20 protein-coding genes and 1 tRNA gene are annotated in these 18,360 nt (G+C 71.0%); 12 read left to right on the top strand and 9 right to left on the bottom strand.

The annotated features are described in order from the left end of the window. Positions 1–125: 125 nt before the first annotated feature. Positions 126–668 carry a 2'-5' RNA ligase family protein gene (locus ACTWPP_RS42770; protein ID WP_443110202.1) on the top strand — a complete coding sequence of 181 codons (543 nt, stop codon included), beginning with the start codon at positions 126–128 and terminating at the stop codon, positions 666–668. A 620-nt stretch (positions 669–1,288) separates the two neighbouring features. On the opposite strand, the gene ACTWPP_RS42765 is transcribed toward ACTWPP_RS42770, so the two are convergent. Both ACTWPP_RS42765 and ACTWPP_RS42760 read right to left on the bottom strand, forming a co-directional pair. Further along, entirely contained in the window at positions 1,289–2,173 is an 885-nt protein-coding gene (locus ACTWPP_RS42765) for a hypothetical protein (protein ID WP_443110201.1), read from the bottom strand. Positions 2,174–2,326: 153 nt separating this feature from the next. Further along, positions 2,327–3,100, bottom strand: a complete 774-nt coding sequence (locus ACTWPP_RS42760) for a hypothetical protein (protein WP_443110200.1) — start codon at positions 3,098–3,100, stop codon at positions 2,327–2,329. Positions 3,101–3,725: 625 nt separating this feature from the next. Here ACTWPP_RS42760 and ACTWPP_RS42755 point away from each other — a divergent pair. Both ACTWPP_RS42755 and ispF read left to right on the top strand, forming a co-directional pair. Continuing rightward, positions 3,726–4,208 (top strand): CarD family transcriptional regulator, encoded by a 483-nt coding sequence (locus tag ACTWPP_RS42755; RefSeq protein ID WP_067459337.1) that lies wholly within the window; start codon positions 3,726–3,728, stop codon positions 4,206–4,208. A 34-nt stretch (positions 4,209–4,242) separates the two neighbouring features. Continuing rightward, entirely contained in the window at positions 4,243–4,710 is a 468-nt protein-coding gene (ispF, locus tag ACTWPP_RS42750) for a 2-C-methyl-D-erythritol 2,4-cyclodiphosphate synthase (RefSeq protein WP_443110199.1), read from the top strand. A 22-nt stretch (positions 4,711–4,732) separates the two neighbouring features. On the opposite strand, the gene fahA is transcribed toward ispF, so the two are convergent. The 3 genes from fahA to ACTWPP_RS42735 all read right to left on the bottom strand — a co-directional run bounded on the left by fahA (position 4,733) and on the right by ACTWPP_RS42735 (position 8,197). Beyond that, entirely contained in the window at positions 4,733–5,950 is a 1,218-nt protein-coding gene (fahA, locus tag ACTWPP_RS42745) for a fumarylacetoacetase (RefSeq protein WP_443110198.1), read from the bottom strand. Beyond that, the gene (locus ACTWPP_RS42740; RefSeq protein WP_443110197.1) at positions 5,947–6,855 is read right to left on the bottom strand and encodes a hypothetical protein; all 909 of its coding nucleotides are present in this window, start codon (positions 6,853–6,855) and stop codon (positions 5,947–5,949) included. The genes fahA and ACTWPP_RS42740 overlap by 4 nt, the downstream gene beginning before the upstream one ends. A 79-nt stretch (positions 6,856–6,934) precedes the next feature. Next, positions 6,935–8,197 (bottom strand): hypothetical protein, encoded by a 1,263-nt coding sequence (locus tag ACTWPP_RS42735; protein WP_443110196.1) that lies wholly within the window; start codon positions 8,195–8,197, stop codon positions 6,935–6,937. Between the two features lie 237 nt (positions 8,198–8,434). On the opposite strand from ACTWPP_RS42735, the gene ACTWPP_RS42730 reads away from it, so the two are divergent. The 6 genes from ACTWPP_RS42730 (at position 8,435) to rlmB (ending at position 14,154) form a co-directional block, all read left to right on the top strand. Continuing rightward, positions 8,435–9,178 (top strand): DUF6585 family protein, encoded by a 744-nt coding sequence (locus tag ACTWPP_RS42730; RefSeq protein WP_443110195.1) that lies wholly within the window; start codon positions 8,435–8,437, stop codon positions 9,176–9,178. 105 nt (positions 9,179–9,283) lie between these two features. Then, positions 9,284–9,640: a YciI family protein gene (locus tag ACTWPP_RS42725; protein WP_443110205.1), complete on the top strand. Its 357-nt coding sequence runs from the start codon at positions 9,284–9,286 to the stop codon at positions 9,638–9,640. Positions 9,641–9,642: 2 nt separating this feature from the next. After that, entirely contained in the window at positions 9,643–10,971 is a 1,329-nt protein-coding gene (locus ACTWPP_RS42720; protein WP_443110194.1) for an RNA polymerase sigma factor, read from the top strand. 254 nt (positions 10,972–11,225) lie between these two features. Further along, positions 11,226–11,627 carry an alpha/beta fold hydrolase gene (locus tag ACTWPP_RS42715; protein WP_443110193.1) on the top strand — a complete coding sequence of 134 codons (402 nt, stop codon included), beginning with the start codon at positions 11,226–11,228 and terminating at the stop codon, positions 11,625–11,627. 65 nt (positions 11,628–11,692) lie between these two features. Beyond that, a complete protein-coding gene (gene cysS, locus ACTWPP_RS42710; RefSeq protein WP_443110192.1) occupies positions 11,693–13,090 on the top strand; it encodes a cysteine--tRNA ligase in 1,398 nt (465 codons plus the stop codon). A gap of 146 nt (positions 13,091–13,236) precedes the next feature. Next, the gene (gene rlmB / locus ACTWPP_RS42705) at positions 13,237–14,154 is read left to right on the top strand and encodes a 23S rRNA (guanosine(2251)-2'-O)-methyltransferase RlmB (protein WP_443110191.1); all 918 of its coding nucleotides are present in this window, start codon (positions 13,237–13,239) and stop codon (positions 14,152–14,154) included. On the opposite strand, the gene ACTWPP_RS42700 is transcribed toward rlmB, so the two are convergent. From ACTWPP_RS42700 to ACTWPP_RS42690, 3 genes are read right to left on the bottom strand one after another with little or no spacing between them, the layout of a single operon-like run. Then, positions 14,135–15,310, bottom strand: coding sequence for an RNA polymerase sigma factor (locus tag ACTWPP_RS42700; protein ID WP_443110190.1), 1,176 nt, complete (start codon positions 15,308–15,310; stop codon positions 14,135–14,137). The two genes, rlmB and ACTWPP_RS42700, sit on opposite strands and share 20 nt — an antisense overlap. Further along, positions 15,307–15,654, bottom strand: a complete 348-nt coding sequence (locus ACTWPP_RS42695) for a YciI family protein (RefSeq protein ID WP_443110189.1) — start codon at positions 15,652–15,654, stop codon at positions 15,307–15,309. Before ACTWPP_RS42695 ends, ACTWPP_RS42700 begins: the two co-directional genes overlap by 4 nt. Next, a complete protein-coding gene (locus tag ACTWPP_RS42690) occupies positions 15,651–16,220 on the bottom strand; it encodes a dihydrofolate reductase family protein (protein WP_443110188.1) in 570 nt (189 codons plus the stop codon). The genes ACTWPP_RS42695 and ACTWPP_RS42690 overlap by 4 nt, the downstream gene beginning before the upstream one ends. Positions 16,221–16,374: 154 nt before the next feature. Between ACTWPP_RS42690 and ACTWPP_RS42685 the strand changes: the two genes are divergently transcribed. Further along, positions 16,375–16,447 (top strand) — tRNA-Thr (locus ACTWPP_RS42685). A gap of 69 nt (positions 16,448–16,516) precedes the next feature. On the opposite strand, the gene ACTWPP_RS42680 is transcribed toward ACTWPP_RS42685, so the two are convergent. Continuing rightward, the gene (locus ACTWPP_RS42680; protein WP_443110187.1) at positions 16,517–16,732 is read right to left on the bottom strand and encodes a hypothetical protein; all 216 of its coding nucleotides are present in this window, start codon (positions 16,730–16,732) and stop codon (positions 16,517–16,519) included. A gap of 323 nt (positions 16,733–17,055) precedes the next feature. On the opposite strand from ACTWPP_RS42680, the gene ACTWPP_RS42675 reads away from it, so the two are divergent. Further along, positions 17,056–17,301 (top strand): hypothetical protein, encoded by a 246-nt coding sequence (locus ACTWPP_RS42675; protein ID WP_443110186.1) that lies wholly within the window; start codon positions 17,056–17,058, stop codon positions 17,299–17,301. A 382-nt stretch (positions 17,302–17,683) separates the two neighbouring features. Further along, on the top strand, positions 17,684–18,130 hold the full coding sequence (locus ACTWPP_RS42670; RefSeq protein ID WP_443110185.1) for a hypothetical protein: 447 nt from the start codon (positions 17,684–17,686) through the stop codon (positions 18,128–18,130). Positions 18,131–18,360 lie beyond the last annotated feature (230 nt).

Below are 18,360 nucleotides of genomic sequence, written 5' to 3'. Positions count from 1 at the left end.
CATTCCGCGAACGGGTACCGGACCCCACTTGAGGTCCACATCGAGTACCTGGAGCGACAGCAAGCGGCGTAGATCTACCCGCAGATCACCCATCAGGACGCTGTCCGGAAAACGCGCGGCCCCTCATGGGCGACCACCCCGAAGCGCGGGAACTCTCCCAGACCGCCCACGAGAGACTCGCCGACATCCCCGGCCTGCACATGACGCCCGCCGAATGGCTGCACATCACTACTCATGTCGCCGGATCCACCGACGAGATCACCAACACCCAGCAGCAAGACATGCTCGCCATGGCACAGGTGCTCCTCACCAGGATCCCACCCGTCAACGTGACCCTTGGCCGAATCCTGTACCACCCCGAGGCGATCGCCGTCGCAGTCCAGCCCACAGACCCGTTGGTCAGGATCCGCGAAGCCATCCAAGAGACCACCCTCAAAGTGACCGGCAGCGAAGGAAGCACCGAGGGGCCTGATCCCTGGACTCCGCACATGACGATCGCCTACAGCGAGACGGACCAGCCAGCCGGACCACTCATCAGCGCACTCGGCCGAGAACTTCCGACCCGCCACGTCACCATCGACACCGTGACCCTGGTCGTCCAACGCGGAGCAGAACGCCTCTGGGACTGGCACCCCGTAGGCCACGCCCGCCTACTCGGCCACCGCTGACAATCCACGTACGCCGAGACGGGCCACAACCAGTGATCATTGCCGAATTGGGCTGTTATAGATCAAGGGGCGGCGGCGCTCAGGCCGCTGCGCGGCCCCGCGCCAGGCCGCCCGGAGCGTGCGGCGTGGGCGCCGGTCACCGGACGGCCGCGCCGGGCCGCGCATCGCGAGCACTCCGCCCCGCCCGCCAGCCGCAGGCGGTCACGGGGGCCGCGCCGCCGCTCGAATGCCGGTCGCAGGTTGACGAGGTTCCTACGTGCCTCCGGCGGGGGCCTCTGACTCTGGGAAGCTCAGCCCGCACGGTCACGGTCGTTGATGGTTGGGGAAGATCGGGCAGGGGGTTGCTCTGGCTGGGGCAGCCCAAAGCCCTCGATGGCGCGTAGGGCACATCGAGGGCACATGGGTGTGTGATCAGTCGCGAAACGATGAGAGATCGCGCGAGGTCTCGCCGCTGGTCAAAGCCATGATCGCGGCTATCGTCCCTGGTCAGTTCTGACCGCGAGAACTACAAGTTCGAGCCCTGATGACCACGGAGAACGGCCCGTAAGGCGCTCTCGCCTTGCGGGCCGCTCTGCTTGCTCTGTCCGGCGCCGCGCCGTCCTCGCGGTGCTGGGCCTGGATCAGTGGCCGGCCGCGCCCGGGGACTGCGCGCCGCCGCCCGGGGACGCGGACGCCCCCGGCTGGGCCGGCTCGGTGCCCGGGGACGGCTGCGGGCCGCCCGGGGCGCCCGGCGAAGCCGGTGTCCGGCCGGCGGGCGTGGGCAGCGGGTAGGTGTTGAAGTCGCCCTGCTGCGAGACCAGCGGTACCTGGAACTCCACGGCACCGGCCTTCTCGAACTGCAACCGCACCGTGACCGGGGCCCCGGCGAGCAGCTGCTTGTTGAGGCCGTTCAGCACCACCAGCGGCTGCCCCTCACCCGAGATGACCGGGGGGCCGCTCTGCGCCGGGCCGACGGTGTCGCCCGACGTCGGGCTGGAGGTCGTGTCCGGTGTGGCGCCGGGGCCGGTGGGCTCCGGCGTCGCCGCTCCGGTCGGCGTGCTCTCCGGCTGCCCGGTTCCCGGCCGCCCGTTCCGCCCGGGAGCCGTGGGACCCGGGGTCGCCGACGCCTCGCCGAGCAGCTTGGTCACGCTGCCCGTCCCGTCCGGCGCGGCGGGCGGCAGCACGATCCCGCCGCCGTCGATCCTCGCCGAGCCGAAGAGCGGCGAGGAGACGGAGACGAGCCGGTCCTGCCTGCCCACGACCTGGTTGATCAGCACGCCGTAGAGCGGCAGCGACGTGCCCGGGGGAACCGGTTCACCGGGCTTCGGTCCCAGCAGGAACATGTTGCGCAGGCTGATCTGCTCGTGGGGCACGCCCTTGGGCACCGACACGTTGACGCCCTCGGTCAGTCGGGTCGGGGCGGCGGACTGAGCCTCCGTGCCGGCGCCGCAGCCGGTGATCACCGGCGCGATGGCGACGGCGCCCGCGACGGCGAGCGTGACCATTCGTCGGCTGTTTCGGATCACGGCGTCGGTCTCCTCGCGAAGTGTCGGTCAGCAAAGGCTGGCGGTGAAAGTGGCGTGAGATACGCCAGGGGAAGCGTAGCGAGGCTTGGCCGCGAGTCCCGCCCCGGGGTCGCCGACACGCTCACGTCCCGGGCGGAACACCACCCGGAACCGTCAGCCCGACCTCAGCGCCTGGATCTTCTCGGTGAGTTCCGGTCCGGCCCTGGGCGCCTGGACGACCTCGTTGACCACGCCGTCCGGCTGCACGAACACGGCGGTGATGCCGGAAGCCGCCGCGCCCGGCGAGCCGGGCGCCGACGCGTACGCCTCCGCGAGGACGCCCTCGCGGTCTTCGAGGATCAGCGGTGTTCCGTAATGGGCGGTGCCCGCGCAGGCCCTCAGTTCCTTCAGCGACGTCCCCTTCTTGTCGCCCGCCGGACGCGGGTCGGCGACCAGCCAGAAGTTCAGTACGTTCTCCTGCGTCCGGCCCGCGAGTTCCGCGACCACGCTCTCGCATTCGTACGCGGGAGGGACGATGCCGATGACGCCCGGGCGCAGGTCGCGCAGCGGCGTGGCCGTGCGCTCCCCGGTCACCTGGTCGACGTTGTGGTCCGGCAGGAGCCCGCCGACGTCGCCGGGGCTCGCGGACGGGCGCGGTGCCAGCTGGGCGCTCGTCGGACGCGGCGTGGGCTTCGGCCCGAACGCGGTCATCAGGGCGCCGCTGAGCAACGCGACCAGCAGAGCCCCCGCGATGATCGGGATGGCGACGCCGAACCGGGTCAGCGGACGGGTGAGGCGGTGTGCCCTCGCCCTGCGCCGCCGGCGGCGTTCCTCACGGCGGTAGGCGAGCATCTCGCGCTCGAGTTCGCGGGCGTCATCGGGCACGACGACGTCAATGCGGGGAAGCCCGTAGTCGTCGGGCTCGGGGTCGCCGCCGTCCGGTCTCACGCCGCACCTCCCATCCGGCTCCGCCGACGCACGCCACGGCCCGTCCTCCCGGGCCGCGGTCCTCTCGGACCACCGTCCCACCGTCCCACCGGACCGGCGGTCCGTCCCGCCGGGCCGCCGATTCGATCGGCCGCCGCCTCTCGGGCCCTCGGGCCGCCGTCCGCGGGCCGCAGTCCCGCCGGGCCGTGTCCGGCCGGAGCGTCGCCTCCGCGGGTCGGCGTCCGCCGTGGGCCGCCGTTCCCGACAGCCGCCGTTCCGGACAGCCGCCGTTCCGGCGGGCGTCGTCCCGCTAAGGGGTGGTTCCCATGGGTTGCCGTCCCATTCGAGTCTTTCCGGCCGCTTCGTACCCGCAGCGCCCGGCTTGCTCACCTCCAGTATGAGCCGCATCCGCGCGGCCGGCAGGAGGGATGCTTGTAACCGAGGCCCTGGACCGGTAAGGGCCGATCGGCCGGATCACGGTGGTCCTTCGGCTACCCTGAGTACGGGGAACTGGACGACGATGCACCATTAAAGGGCTTTGTCAATACCCCAATATGCTGCTTGACCTGCGCTTATGTCTAGAACGTCGGTTCGGCCACGCTGGTTTCCGTGGTACCCTGGTTCTAGCGGAAGGGGTACTTGTCACATGACTTTCCAGGTCGGCGACACCGTCGTCTACCCCCACCATGGGGCTGCTCGGATCGAGGCCATCGAGACTCGCACCATCAAAGGTGAGGAAAAGACCTATCTGGTCTTGAAGGTCGACAAGGGCGACCTGACAGTGCAGGTCCCGGTCGAAAACGTTGAGGACGTGGGTGTCCGTGACGTCGTCGGCCAGGAGGGTCTGGAGAAGGTGTTCGAGGTGCTTCGCGCCCCTTACACCGAGGAACCCACCAACTGGTCCCGCCGGTACAAGGCGAACCTTGAGAAGCTCGCCTCCGGCGATGTGAACAAGGTCGCCGAGGTCGTCCGCGACCTGTGGCGGCGCGACAAGGAGCGTGGCCTGTCGGCGGGTGAGAAGCGCATGCTCGCCAAGGCACGCCAGATTCTGGTCAGCGAGCTCGCGCTCGCGGAGAAGACCAACGAGGACAAGGCGGAGGCATTGCTCGACGAGGTTCTGGCCAGCTGATCGGCCGGCCGAGTTGAGCGCGGGGCTTCCACGGGTGGGCGTCGGTACCGACGTCCACCCGTTCTCGTCCGCACCGCGGCCGCTGTGGGTGGCCGGGCTCGAATGGCCCGGCGAAGGCCACGGGCTCGCCGGGCACTCAGACGGCGACGTCGCCGCGCACGCCGCCTGCGACGCGCTGCTGTCGGCCTGCGGCCTCGGGGATCTCGGCGCCGTCTTCGGCACCGCCGACCCGCGCTGGTCCGGCGCCTCCGGCGTCACCCTCCTCCGGGAGGTCGCCCGCCTCGTGCACGAGGCCGGCTTCACCATCGGCAACGTCGCCGTCCAGGTCATCGGCAACCGGCCCAAGATCGGCAAACGCCGGGCGGAGGCCCAGAAGATCCTTTCCGAGGCCCTCGGCGGCGCCCCGGTCACCATCTCGGCCACGACGACCGACGGCCTTGGACTCACGGGCAGAGGCGAAGGCCTTGCCGCCATAGCCAACGCCCTGGTAACCCCCGCCTGACCCTCCCCGCAGGTCAACGCGGTCATGGGCGGGCGGGGTGGACGGTGCCGGTCACCTCGCCCAGCGTGATGCGCGACCCGGACGCCCCCGGTGCCTGGGCGCGGAGGGTGACCGTGTCGCCGTCCTCCAGGAAAGTGCGCTTTGTCCCGTCGTCCAGTTCCAGGGGCTCCTGTCCGTTCCAGCTGAGTTCCAGCATGCAGCCGCGCTGGTCGCGTTCCGGGCCCGAGACCGTTCCCGAGGCGAACAGGTCCCCGGTGCGCAGCGGAGCGCCGTTGACCGTGGCGTGCGCGAGCTGCTGCGGCGGCGTCCAGTACATCGACGCGAACCGCGGCCGCGCGGCGACCTGGCCGTTGATCAGCACCTCCAGGTGGAGGTCCAGGCCCCACGGCTCCTCCGACCGCAGATAGGGGAGCGGAACCGGGTCCTGCACGGGCGGGGACACGCGGGCGGGTTCCAGTGCCGCGACCGGCACGACCCACGTCGAGATCGACGTCGCGAACGACTTGCCGAGGAACGGGCCGAGCGGCTGCGACTCCCATGCCTGCAGGTCGCGGGCGCTCCAGTCGTTCACCAGGACGAACCCGAACACGTGGTCGCGGAACGCGTCGGCAGAGACGCGGTTTCCGGCGACGGACGGGACACCCGCGACGAACCCGACCTCCGCCTCGAAGTCGAGCCGCAGCGACGGCCCGTACGACGGTTCGGGGTCGCCCGGAGTCCTGCGCTGCCCGGACGGCCGGATGATCGGCGTCCCGGACGGGTACACCGTCCCGGCCCGCCCGTGGTAGCCGACCGGCAGCCGTTTCCAGTTGGGCGTCAGCGGCTCGCCCTGCGGGCGGAAGATCCGTCCCGTGTTCGTGGCGTGGTGCTCGGAGGAGAAGAAGTCGACGAAGTCGGCGACCTCGAAGGGCCGCAGCAGTTCCACGTCCGAGACGGGGATCAGGTGCGGCTCCACCCGCTCGCGGTACGCCTCGTCGGTGAGCAGCTCGACGAGGCGGGCGCGGTTGGCCTCCCAGGCGGTGCGTCCGGCGACCATGAAGGCGTTCAGCGAGCCCGACGCGAAGTAGCGGCGATCCTCCACCAGGCCCGCGGTGGACATCTCCGCCATGTCGAGGACATGATCGCCGATGGCCACACCGACACGAGGAAGCTCGCCCGGCCGTGAGAAGACACCGTAGGGCAGGTTCTCGACGCCGAAGCCGCCGTTCTCATTGTCCTCAACCCACGAAACGGACGTCATGGAGACATATCTTCCCCAGTGTCCGGCGTTCTGATCAGGCCCGCGGTGATCAGATCCGTCCGGGCCCGGCGGACGTCGGACGTACCGAACGCGATCAGCAGCCGGCGCGCCGCCCGCGCCTCGTCCTCGGTCAGCGTCCGCAGCTCGCGTGCGAGGCCCGCGGCGTCGGCGCGTTCCAGCGTCCGGCGGACGTCGCGCTCGCGCTCGCCGGCCGCCGCGTGAGCCGTGGCCAGCAGCACGTTCAGGAAGCCATGGCGGGACGGGCCCCTGACGGCGTGGTCCGGCCCGGCCGCGCACGTGAACGCCAGCTCGCGTTCAGCGCAGGCCCCGATGAAGGCCGCGAGCTCGTCCGTGCCGGGAACCGCATCGGTCACCGGGCCGCCCATGCGGTACTTCGCCCCGAGCGCGGTACCGCGGTCCGCGGCTCCGCCGCCCGCACCCCCGCAATGGGCCGCGGAGTCCCGGGCCGCGGCGATGCGATCGAGCACGTGCAGCCACCCCGCTGAACGCCGCACCTCGATGCGCGCCGGTATGTCGGAGGGGAGCCGGGCGATCGTCACGGCCGCGGCCCGGGCCTGGTCCGCGTCCCGGGGCAGCGCGATCTCCACGGACGACGGCCGGACACGGGGCTCGGCGCGGACCGCGTCCAGTGTCTTCGGGAGTTCCTCGACACCGGTGTCGGCGATGACGCCGAGGTCGAGAAGGTCCTCGGGGACGAGGTGGGTCCGCAGTTCGGCGAACCGCGACGCGGGGCACAGGAACCGGCCGGTAAGCGGATCGTGGCCGGCCCGGTGCGAGGTCCCGCTGGAGGCGGCGCGGTGACCGGACAGGGCCTCGTCCATCGGGACGCGTTCCGGTGGGAAGAGCGCGGCGTCGTCGATGAGCCGAGCGAGGAGGGCGCTCATGCCCGGTTCAGTACCCCCGGGGCGCCCCGCCTCACGCCGATTTGTGGTGACTTCGCGTTTTGTGGCGACTTCGTCCGATTTAGTCGGCGGGTGGGGTGGGGCCGCTGCGGAAACTGCCCGACGGCGGCGGGTTCAGGTCCTTGACCGGCTCGTGGTCTTCGCCGTCCGGGTGCTCCCCGGCGTCCGGGTCCTCGGCGCGATCGGAGGGCGCCGTGTCGTGGTCGTCCTCCTCCGTGCCGTAGGCCGCGGGCATCACGATGTCGGGACGCGTCGTCGACGCGACCGGACGATCGTCCGGTTCGTCACGATCACGGCTCCTGACCAGCTCGACGTCCGTGGGGAGAAGCGCGGGCGGGGCGACCGCCGGCTCGGGCAGCGCGTCCAGGGGCGGCCTCGGTTCCGGCAGCGCGTCCAGCGGCGGCGCCGGCTCCGACGACAGGCTCTGTTCGATCACGAACCCCGCGTACGCCGCGGGCTCTTGCGGGGCGGCCTCGTCCGTTGCGGTCTCGTCCCCGGCGGCCTCGAACGCGGCCGGTTCGTGCGCGGCCGGTTCGCGCGGGAGCGGCTCGTGTTCGGGCGCTTCCGGTTCGTAGACGATGGGCTCGTCCAGGGTGAGCTCGTGTGAGGCCGTCTCCTGCGCCGCCAGGTCGGGTTCCGGAGTTTCGCCGGGCGGCATGGGGTCTTGCGGGCCGGGTTCCGAGGGGGCGGGGGCGAAGGGAATGAGCGGCTCGGGCTCAGGCTCGGGGTCGTCCAGGAAGGCCAGCGGCGACCGCGGCTCGGGCTCGGGCTCCGATGGGGCGGCCAGGGCCAGCGGTTCCGGTGCCGCCGGTTCCAGGACCTTGACGTGGCCGCGCTGCGTCTCGGCGGGCGCGACCTCCTCGGCGGCGGGACGGGCGACGCGGATCTGCCTGAACATCGTCAGCCACAGCCAGACGGCGATCACCAGCATGACGTGCGGGGCGACGGCGACGCCCGCCCGGACCGCGTCCTCGGGGAGCGAGGAGTAGCCCCAGACCGAGTGCTGGACGGACAGCGCGGCGCCCCCGGCCAAGAGGAGGAGCAGCAGTGCCCAGCGCAGCAGCCGCGTCCACCAGCGGGCGTTCCGGGTGATCACGAGGGACAGGATCGTCATCGCGGTGAGCGTGTCCGCCATCGCCGGGTACAGCGGCGCCCAGCGGCGGCCGACGCGGCCGGCGAGGGCCAGCTCGCGGAGCACGTCGTAGGTGAGCGCGTAGGCGCCGCCCGCCAGCGCGGCGACGATGAGGCCGGCGACGGCGGTGAGCAGCCGCCGCTGGGCGCGGGTGTACCCGGGGCCGCCGGGCCGCGTGGGATCAGATGGCATGTCTCTCGTTCCGGGGAAGGGCGCCTAGGGTCCTCAGGCGAGATTAGCCAGCCCGGACGGCGGTGGCTCCCCCATTCCAAATGATCACTTCTCGCTGCGCGCCATATGGGAGGAGACGTACGGTATGGGCAACGCGGTGGGCAACGCGTTTCGGACGTCGACAGCCCGGGGGAGGCATGATGCCGGACGGCAGGGCCGGGGGCGGGACGCGGTCCCTCACGGCCGGATAGCGCGACGGTGGCGCCTCCCCGGGATCGGCTCGGCGAACCGGTCCGGACGTTCGACGGCCGGACCGGCAACCGCCGCACGTGGGCCTGGCTGTTGCTGCTGGGCCTGGCCTCGCTGGCGCTCATACCGGTGGCCGTTCTCATGCTGCATGACCGCGTGTGGTGGGTGGGCGTCCCGGCGCTGCTGCTCTCCATGGGGTATGCGGGCGGCGCCGGCTGGATCGTGGGGCGCGGCCGTCCGCGCGTCCGCAACCGGGTCGCCCGCCTCCACACGGGCGGCATCTCGGTCACCGGAGCGGGCGGTGAGGCCGGCTACGCGTGGGACGAGCTGGTCTCCGTCACCGTGTCCGGGGTGCGGACCGGTCCGGGCGGACGCACCCGCTGGCGTTTCACGATCGTCGGCGACGACGGCAGCGTCCTGCGGCTCGGCGATGATCTCCCGGACGTGCGGACGCTCGGGGTGGCCGTCGCCAAGGAGGTGACGGCCCGGCTCGTCCCGCGCCACATGGCCGAGGTGGAGGCGGGCGACGCCGTGCGGATCGGGCCTTTCACCGTGGACCTGGACGGCGTCGAGAAGGACGGGGAGCGGCTCCCATGGCAAGCCGTGGACGATGTCGCGATCGACAACGGCATGGTGACCGTGTACGCGTGCGACGGCCGGATGGACCTGATGGCCGTCGTCGCGCAGATGCCGGACGCGCTGGCGTTCACCGCGCTGTGCCATCGGGTCAGGGACCTGACAGAACTTTCCTGAAGATTTTTTCGCGGGGGATGTCGAGAACGCGTCCGCCGCTCCGATCCTGCTGTGACGGCGGTCCTTCCGGGCCGCCCGGCCGATGGGAGTGAACACGTGAAGTACATGCTGCTGATCTACAACCGTCCCGGCTTCGCGGAGGAGCTGACCGAGCAGGAGCGCGACGAGCTGTTCGGCGAGGTCGGCGCGATCATGAAGGAGCTGACCGAGTCGGGCGAACTCGTCGGCGGGGACGCGCTGGCCGACCCGTCCAGGACCAAGACCGTCCGGCAGAAGGACGGGCAGCCGGCCGTGACCGACGGGCCGTTCCTGGAGGCCAAGGAGCACTTCGCCGGGCACATCACGGTCGACTGCGAGTCGGCCGAGCGTGCCGTGGAGATCGCCGCGCGCTGGCCGGACGTCCGGTTCGGCGGGTACATGGAGGTCAGGGCGATCATGGACCAGTCCGGGACGGAGATGTGACGGTGACCGTGCCCGTGCCCCCTGACGTCGAGGATCTGCTGCGCACCCTCGCGCCGCAGGTGCTCGGCATGCTCATCCGGCGGCACGGGCACGGGGCGTTCGACGCCTGCGAGGACGCCGTCCAGGAGGCCCTGCTCGCCGCCGCCGTCCAGTGGACGGAGACCGCGCCGGACGATGCCGCCGGGGGCGGTGTCCCGGAGAATCCGCGCGGGTGGCTGCTGACCGTCGCGACGCGGCGGCTCACCGACCAGTGGCGCAGCGAGCGGGCCCGCCGCGACCGTGAGGCCGCCGTGTTCGCCCGGGAGCCGTCCGGGCGGGACGAGGCCGGGCCGGACGAGGACCGTCCCGGCGACCACGACGACACGCTGACGCTGCTGTTCCTGTGCTGCCATCCGGCGCTGTCGCCGCCCTCGCAGGTCGCGCTGACGCTGCGCGCGGTCGGCGGGCTCACCACCGCGCAGATCGCCCGCGCGTTCCTCGTCCCGGAGGCGACGATGGCGCAGCGGGTCAGCCGCGCCAAGCAGCGGATCAAGGCGGTGGGGGCGCGGTTCGGCATGCCGCCGCCGGACGAGCGGGACGAGCGGCTGCGGGCCGTCCTGCACGTCCTGTACCTGATCTTCAACGAGGGGTACACGGCGTCCAGCGGCCCCGACCTGCAGCGCGCCGACCTCACCGCCGAGGCGATCAGGCTCACCCGGGCGCTGCGCCGGCTGCTGCCGGACGACGGCGAGGTCGCGGGGCTGCTCGCGCTGATGCTGCTCACCGATGCCCGCCTGCCGGCCAGGAGCGGACCGGACGGCCTGCTGATCCCGCTCACCGAGCAGGACCGGACGCTGTGGAACCGGGAGGCGATCGGGGAGGGCACGGCGCTGATCACCGAGGCCCTCACCTGGTCGCCGCCCGGCCCGTACCAGCTCCAGGCCGCGATCGCCGCCGTCCACGCGGAGGCGCCGCGGCCCGAGGACACCGACTGGCCGCAGGTCCTCGCGCTCTACCGGCTGCTGTCGCACGTGTCGCCGAACCCGATGGTCACGCTGAACGAGGCCGTCGCCCTGGCGATGGTGGACGGCCCGTCGGCGGGCCTCGAACTCCTGCGTTCCTTGGACGACGACGACCGCATGTCCGGACATCACCGGCTTGCCGCCGTCCGCGCCCATCTGCTGGAGACGGCGGGCGATGCGGGCGGCGCACGGGAGATGTACCGGCAGGCCGCCCGCAGCACGACCAGCATCCCCGAACGGCGCTACCTCGAATCCCGCGCCGCACGGCTCCACGACGCACGACCCGCCAGCGAAGGAAGCCACGATGGAAACGACCGTGCGAACCCTTGACGTCCCCGGCGCGACCCTGCACTACGAGGTGCGCGGCTCCGGCCCGTCCTGCTGCTGATCTGCGGCGGGATCTACGACGCGGCCGGCTACGCCGGGCTCGCCGGGCTGCTCGCCGACCGGTACACCGTCGTGACCTACGACCGGCGCGGCAACTCGCGCAGCCCCCTCGACGGGCCGCCGGAGCAGCAGCGCGTCGACGTCCACGCCGACGACGCGTCCCGCCTGCTCAGCGAGGTCGCGGACGGCCCGCGTCAGTGTTCGGCAACAGCTCCGGGGCGCAGATCGGGCTGGAGCTGGCGGCGCGGCATCCGGAGCAGGTGCGCGCGCTGATCGCGGGCGGGGGCGGGGACGCACCCGATCCCGAGATGCTGGAGATGTTCGCGCGCTTCGAGAAGAACACCGACTTCTTCGTCGGGTACGAGGTTCCGGCGTTCGGACGCCGGCTGCCCGACCTCGACGCCCTCCGCGCGTCGTCCGCCCGGATCGTCCTGGTCGCGGGGGAGATGTCCGCAGGTGAACCGCCGTACCGGGCCACCCACGCGCTGGCCGGGCGCCTCGGGATCAAGGCCGAGACCTACCCCGGCGACCACGGTGGCTTCGGGGCGGAGGCGGAGGCGTTCGCGGCCAGGCTGGACGGGACGTTCACGGCGTCCTGAACGGACACGCCGCCCTCCCGCCCGAGAGGACACGCGGCCGTACGCCGATCCAATAACCTGGCCCTGTGAGTCTGCGCTTTTACGACACCGGTACCCGTAGCGTCCGCACGTTCGAGCCCTTGGAGGAGGGCCGCGTGGGGATGTACGTGTGCGGTGCGACCCCGCAGGCCTCACCCCACATCGGGCATCTGCGCTCCGGTGTCATCTACGACGTGCTGCTGCGCTGGCTGCGCGCTTCCGGCTACGAGGTCACGTTCGCGCGCAACGTCACCGACATCGACGACAAGATCATCGCGGTGTCGGCGGAGCGGGACGTGCCGTGGTTCGCGATCGCCGAGGGCAACCAGCGGGTCTTCACGCAGGGCTACGACCAGCTCGGCTGCCTGCCCCCGACGATCGAGCCGCGCGCGACCGGGCACGTCCCGGAGATGATCGTGCTGATGCGCCGGCTCATCGAGAAGGGGCACGCGTACGCGGCCGGCGGCGACGTGTACTTCGACGTCAAGTCGTGGGCCGACGAGTACGGCGCGCTGTCGAACCAGCGGCTGGACAACATGCGCTCAGCCGGCGACACCCCCAACGAGGACGTGAAACGCGACCCGCGCGACTTCGCGCTGTGGAAGGGCGCCAAGCCGGGCGAGCCCACATGGGAGACGCCGTGGGGCCCCGGGCGGCCCGGCTGGCACCTGGAATGCTCGGCCATGGCGACCAAGTACCTCGGCGCCACGTTCGACATCCACGGCGGCGGCGTCGACCTGATCTTCCCGCACCACGAGAACGAGATCGCCCAGTCCCGCGCCGCCGGTGACGGCTTCGCCCGCTACTGGCTGCACAACGGGCTGCTCACGGTGGACGGCGAGAAGATGAGCAAGTCCGTCGGCAACGTCGTGCTGCTGCCCGATCTGCTCGGCAGGGCCCGTCCCGCCGAGGTGCGGTACTACCTGGTCTCGGCGCACTACCGGTCGCTGATGGACTACACCGACGCCTCCCTGGCCGAAGCCGTCACCGCCTACCAGCGCATCGAAGGCTTCGTGACGCGCGCCTCCGAGGTCGTGGGCGCCGCCGAGCCCGCCGCCGCCGTCCCCGACGGGTTCGCGGCAGCGATGGACGACGATCTCGGCGTCCCGCAGGGGCTGGCCGTTCTGCACGAGACCGTCCGGGAAGGCAACAGCGCCCTCGCGTCCGGCGATCACGACGCGGTGCGCGGCCACCTCGCCGACGTCCGCGCGATGGCGGACGTGCTCGGCATCGACCCGCTGTCCCCCCAGTGGAACCAGGCCGGTGAGGAGGACCTGCGTCCCGTCGTGGACGCCCTCGTCGCCGTCGCTCTGGAGCAGCGCCAGGCGGCCCGCGCCCGCAAGGACTATGCGTCCGCCGACGCCATCCGCGACAGCCTGTCGGACGCGGGCATCCTCGTCGAGGACACACCGCAGGGCCCCCGCTGGGAACTCAAGCACGACTGACACGAGACCGCCGGACGCGCATTGTGCATTGTGCACGGCGGATAGAATTGGACGTTCGCGGGGGTTCGCTGCCGTCGCACAGAAATCTGACCCGCCCGACAGCCACGAGGGCGAGCCGCAACCGTCGCGAGGGGCGTACCGAGAACATGGCCAAGCGCAAGGGCAAGGGACCCACTCCCAAGGCCGAGGACCGGCACTGGCACGGCAAACGCCAGAAGGCACGCGCCGTCAAGAGCGCCAAACGCACCGGTACCCAGACGCTGGGGCCGGGCGCGCGCGCGAAGGCCGCCGACTCCGGGGACCGTACCGGGGGGCGTCCCGCGGGTGCGCGGCGCGCCAACGGCGAAGTCCCCGAGCTGGTCACCGGCCGCAACCCGGTCGTCGAAGCGCTCCGCGCGGGCGTTCCCGGCACCGCGCTGTACGTGATGTCCAGCACCGACGAACGCGTCCGCGAGTCGATCCAGCTCGCCGCCGACCGGCGCGTCCCGCTGCTGGAGACCGGGAAGAACGAACTCGACCGGCTGACGGACGGCGCCGTCCACCAGGGCATCGCGCTCCAGGTGAAGCCGTACCGGTACACGCATCCCGACGACCTGCTCGCCGGGACCTCGCCGCTGATCGTCGCCGTGGACGGGATCACGGACCCGCGTAACCTCGGCGCGATCGTCCGGTCCGCCGCCGCGTTCGGCGCCGCCGGCGTCGTCGTACCGGAACGCCGGGCCGCCGGGGTCAACGCGGGCGCCTGGAAGGCGTCCGCCGGCACCCTCGCCACCGTCCCCGTCGCTCAGGCCACGAACCTCACACGGCAGCTCAAGGCGTACCAGAAGGCGGGCTGCTTCGTCGCCGGGCTGGACGCGGGCGGCGGCGTCACCGTCGCCGACCTGGAGATCGCGTCCGGGCCGTTCGTGCTGGTCGTGGGCTCGGAAGGCAAGGGGCTCGGACGGCTGGTCGCCGACACCTGCGACATGCTCGTCACGATCCCGATGCCGGGGAAGGCCGAGTCCCTCAACGCGGGAGTCGCCGCCGGAATCGCCCTGTACGAGGTCAGCCGCCTCCGCTCCTGACCCTGCGGGCCTTGAGAAAGGCCAGCTCGGCCTCGTTCTCCGTCCGCTCGATGGCCCTGTCGTAAGCCGCCGCGGCCTCCCGCACCCTTCCGAGCCTCCGCAGCAGATCGGCGCGGATCGCATGGAACAGGTAGTAGTGGCCGAGGTCGAGCCCGTCCACAATCGCCAACGCCGCCTCGACGCCTTCGACCTCGGCCACCGCCACGGCCCGGTTCAAGGCCACCACCGGGCTCGGCGCCACCGCCATCAACTGGTCGTACAACCGCAGGATCTGATCCCAGCGCGTGTCCTCGGCCCGTGCCGCGTCACTGTGCACCGCATTGATCGCCGCCTGGATCTGGTACGGCCCCGGCCGGTTCCTCCTCAGACACCGCCGGACGAGCGCCTGCCCCTCCTCCACAAGCGCGCGGTCCCACGACCCGCGATCCTGATCGGCCAGCAGCACCAACCCACCGCCGACCATCCGCGCACGCTTCCGCGACTCGATCAGCAGCATCAGCGCGAGCAGCCCCAGAACCTCGGGCTCGTCCGGCATCAACTCCGCCAGAACCCGCCCGAGCCTTATCGCCTCCGCCGCCAGATCGTCCCGGCCGCCGTACCCCTGGTTGAACACCAGGTAGATGACCGCGAGCACCCCGGAAAGCCGCGCCGGAAGATCCGCCTCCTCCGGCACCCGGTACGGAATCCCCGCGTCCCGGATCTTCCCCTTCGCCCGCACCAGCCGCTGCGCCATCGTCTTCTCCGGCACCAGGAAGGCCCGCGCGATCTCCGCCGTCGTCAGCCCGCCCAGCAGCCGCAACGTCAAAGCCACCCGGGCCTGCAACGCCAGCGCCGGATGACAGCACGTGAAAATGAGCCGGAGCCGCTCGTCCCGCACGGGCCCCTCCTCAACCGCCTCGACCTCGCTCACCACCAGGGCCTGCGCCTGCTTGCCCTCCCGCGCCGACTCCCGGCGCACCCGGTCGATCGCCTTGTTCCGCGCCGTCGTGATGATCCACCCCGCGGGGCTGGGCGGCGGCCCGTCCGACGGCCACCTCCGCACCGCCTCCGTGAACGCGTCCTGCACCGCCTCCTCGGCGACATCGACATCACCGAAGACCCGGACCAGCACGGCCACGGCCCGGCCGTGCTCCTCCCGGAAGACCCGCTCGATCAAACCTCGCCCTGAAACGGCCGCACCTCCATCGGCAGCCCCGTCACCCGCACATACCTGGCCGCCACCTGCAACGCCGCGTCCAGATCCTCCACCTCGATGATCATGAGCCCGCCGATGAACTCCTTGCCCTCCGTCCACGGCCCGTCCGTCGCGACCACCTCGTCATCCCTCAACCGCACCATCGTGCTCGCCTCGGGCCCGTGCAGCGGCTTCCCGAACACCCAGGCCTCCTGCGCCTCCAGCTCACGCCGGATCTCCCCGAGGTCCGCCATCACCTTCTCCAGCACCTCCGGCGGCGGCTTCTCCCCCACCGGCTGGATCATGTTCAGCGCGTACAGCTTCATGCTTCCTCCCTGCCCCGATACGTCGCGATCACGACCCCCGTCGTCGTCACCACCGAATCCACGAGCCGCATGCCCACCTCGACCCCGTCGAACAGCCGCCGTCCCGTCCCCAGCACCAGCGGATGGATCATCAGCAGCCACTCGTCGACGAGCCCCCGCCGCATCAGCTCCCGCGCGAGCACCCCGCTCCCGAGCACCGTGAGCCCCTCGTCCCTCTTGATCCCCTCAACGTCCCCGACGTCCCTCACCAGAACCGAGTTCGCCCACGGCGCCTCCCGCAGCGTCCTCGACACCACGTACTTGCGCGCCCGGTCCAGCACGTCCGTGAACGGGTTGCCGCCCTGATGGGGCCAGAACCCGTAGAAGTCCTCGTACGTCCGCCGCCCGAACAGCAACGCCCCGCCCTGCCCCATACCCTCGGCCAGCACGGACCCCATGACCTCGTCGTTCCCCGGAACGGCCCACCCCCCATGCGCGAACCCGTCCCGCGCATCCTCCTCGGGCCGCCCGGGCGCCTGCATGACTCCGTCAAGCGTCAGATGATCGACCAGAACGACCTTCCCCATGGAATTCCCCTCCAGAGCGACGGCCGACCCACCGCCGGCCTCTCACCCTCTACACGAACGCCCTCCCCCCACATCGACACCGCCACCCGAAAACTTCGTCAGCCACCCCGAGCGAGCCCCCCACCAAGTCGACTACGATGCGGGACGAGCCCGCGCCGGCGTAGCTCAATTGGCAGAGCATCTGTCTTGTAAACAGAAGGTTAGGGGTTCAAGTCCCCTCGCCGGCTCCCAGCTCAAAGGCCCCCTCCGAGTCCGGAGAGGGCCTTCTTGCTAACAGGTACAGCAGCGAAGTACGGCTACGCGGACGGCCCTCCACTGTCGTCGCCAACCTGCCGCAGATGATCCCCGAGCCGCTTGAGCCCCGCCCTGGTCTGCTCGGTCGGAACCTCGGTGTAGATCTCCATGGTCAGGCTGATCTTGCTGTGCCGGAGAATCCGCATCGCCACGCGCGGATGGACGTCCAACGCTGCCAGGAGCTTCCCGCACGTGTGCCGCGTGAGGTGAACCCGCATCACCTTGGCCCGACTCCGCCCACGACGGCCCCCGTTCGACCTGTCCGCCTTCTTCCCTGGAGCCGACACCCTCAAGACCCGCCCTGCCAACGCCTGGCACGCCCGCGCCGTCGCCAACGTCGGCGGCAACCCCGGTGACGCGCACCCGCGGCCAGGGCGTAGGCGCCTGCCGGCGCGCCTCGCGGCCTAGCGCCTTTGCGCGGTCGGCGCGATCCGGATAAGAACAGCAGGTCAGCCAGGACACCCGCCTGTCGGATGAGACCTCCGATGTCGCTACGGAGTCAAGCGACAGCTGTGATCGGGCGACTGAGGAGTCTCAGAGCATGCTGCGCCTGCTACGACGCTTCGCTGACACCGGCTTGCTCGGCGTACTCGGAGTGGTCGGCATCTTTCCGGACGTCGGGGGAGAGAAGTTGGACGTCCTGCGCCCACACGAGGGGGCCCTTTTCGCTATGCCGGTCAAGCCGTGGCGCCCGTCACGTGCGCTGGAAGTTTCCCGGACGAGCGACCCGGGACTCGGAAGCCAACCCGGCATTCAGGAGATCCGGGCCGATCTGGTGGGCCCGTAGGCGCGGGCGGCGATCGCCCGTCGCAAGCACGATGTAGGAACCGAACGCCCTCGCTCGTCGGTTGCGGTGGCTCGGCTCTATCAGGCACGCCTGGTGGAGTTGAGGCACCTCCTCTCTCCCCAGGTCTATCGCGGCCAGAAGAGAAGATGAACCGGCCGTGGATCGACTAGCGATATCGCTCGCCGCGAATTTCATTCTGAGATGCCCGCCGGAGACTAGGGGTGGACCGGGCCCAGGGGACTCTGGCGGCGATTGGTGGGAGCAATGCGGCACCAATGAGAGTGCACGAAGGCTAAACACCTGTGCACTCATCCGTAAGACAGGGCCTGACCGCGGGCCGCACTCTTTATTAGAGCTACACCCAACGGCGAAAGGAACCGACATGCGCACATGGATAAGACTGCCGAGGCTCGCGGTCGTAGTCGCGGCGGTAGGAAGCCTTGCGGTAACCGGAGCCTCGACGGCGGTCGCCCAAGAGAACACGGTCCCTGACCAGGCTGCCCCTCTCGCCTGTGGTGGCGGGGTGTGGCTCGACGGTATCAGGGCCCTCGACGTCCTAGAAGAAGGCGACCGTGACGAGGTGTACATCCTGAACCAGAACGGCTCGAAGATCTGGCCGACGACCGCACCCTACGTGTCGATGGCCGAGGGCCGGCGGGTCGAGGTGGACAAGTGTGTTCCGGTTGGCACCACGCTCAGGCTCTGGGATGACGATGGCGCCCTCAATCCCGACGACTTCATGGGAATCGCCACGATCCTCGGTGATTGGAACACCGACAAGTACTTCGACAATGGCTCTAGCAGGTACAGGCTCGGGGTCATCGCCTGATTCGGCTCGCCTGCACCGCGGGCCGCACACCACACCGGGAAAGGGCGCGGAGCGGTAAGGCGGCCTCCCGTTCCAGTGGGGGGCCGCTCTTGAGGTCCGCGGGAGAGTGGCACCAAGATCCATGGCGGGCTGTAAATCCGTCTGCCGGCTGTGTGGGACGCGCCCGACGACGCTCACGGGTTCAAGTCGTCAGAGACAGCGGAGGCCGTGAGGAGACGGGTGCAGTACAG

The organism is Actinomadura sp. 3N407 (assembly GCF_052245875.1).
Classification (GTDB): domain Bacteria; phylum Actinomycetota; class Actinomycetes; order Streptosporangiales; family Streptosporangiaceae; genus Spirillospora.
The sequence above is the reverse complement of the archived record's forward strand: the minus strand, read 5'-3'. Positions and strand labels throughout refer to the sequence as shown.

What these genes read in the sequence shown, in the direction of transcription:
- ACTWPP_RS42770 (WP_443110202.1), top strand. Translation starts at nt 126, where the DNA reads ATGGGCGACCACCCCGAAGCGCGGGAACTCTCCCAGACCGCCCACGAG.
- ACTWPP_RS42755 (WP_067459337.1), top strand. Translation starts at nt 3,726, where the DNA reads ATGACTTTCCAGGTCGGCGACACCGTCGTCTACCCCCACCATGGGGCT.
- fahA (WP_443110198.1), bottom strand. Translation starts at nt 5,950, where the DNA reads ATGACGTCCGTTTCGTGGGTTGAGGACAATGAGAACGGCGGCTTCGGC.
- ACTWPP_RS42740 (WP_443110197.1), bottom strand. Translation starts at nt 6,855, where the DNA reads ATGAGCGCCCTCCTCGCTCGGCTCATCGACGACGCCGCGCTCTTCCCA.
- ACTWPP_RS42735 (WP_443110196.1), bottom strand. Translation starts at nt 8,197, where the DNA reads ATGCCATCTGATCCCACGCGGCCCGGCGGCCCCGGGTACACCCGCGCC.
- ACTWPP_RS42725 (WP_443110205.1), top strand. Translation starts at nt 9,284, where the DNA reads ATGCTGCTGATCTACAACCGTCCCGGCTTCGCGGAGGAGCTGACCGAG.
- rlmB (WP_443110191.1), top strand. Translation starts at nt 13,237, where the DNA reads ATGGCCAAGCGCAAGGGCAAGGGACCCACTCCCAAGGCCGAGGACCGG.
- ACTWPP_RS42695 (WP_443110189.1), bottom strand. Translation starts at nt 15,654, where the DNA reads ATGAAGCTGTACGCGCTGAACATGATCCAGCCGGTGGGGGAGAAGCCG.
- ACTWPP_RS42690 (WP_443110188.1), bottom strand. Translation starts at nt 16,220, where the DNA reads ATGGGGAAGGTCGTTCTGGTCGATCATCTGACGCTTGACGGAGTCATG.
- ACTWPP_RS42680 (WP_443110187.1), bottom strand. Translation starts at nt 16,732, where the DNA reads ATGCGGGTTCACCTCACGCGGCACACGTGCGGGAAGCTCCTGGCAGCG.
- ACTWPP_RS42675 (WP_443110186.1), top strand. Translation starts at nt 17,056, where the DNA reads ATGCTGCGCCTGCTACGACGCTTCGCTGACACCGGCTTGCTCGGCGTA.
- ACTWPP_RS42670 (WP_443110185.1), top strand. Translation starts at nt 17,684, where the DNA reads ATGCGCACATGGATAAGACTGCCGAGGCTCGCGGTCGTAGTCGCGGCG.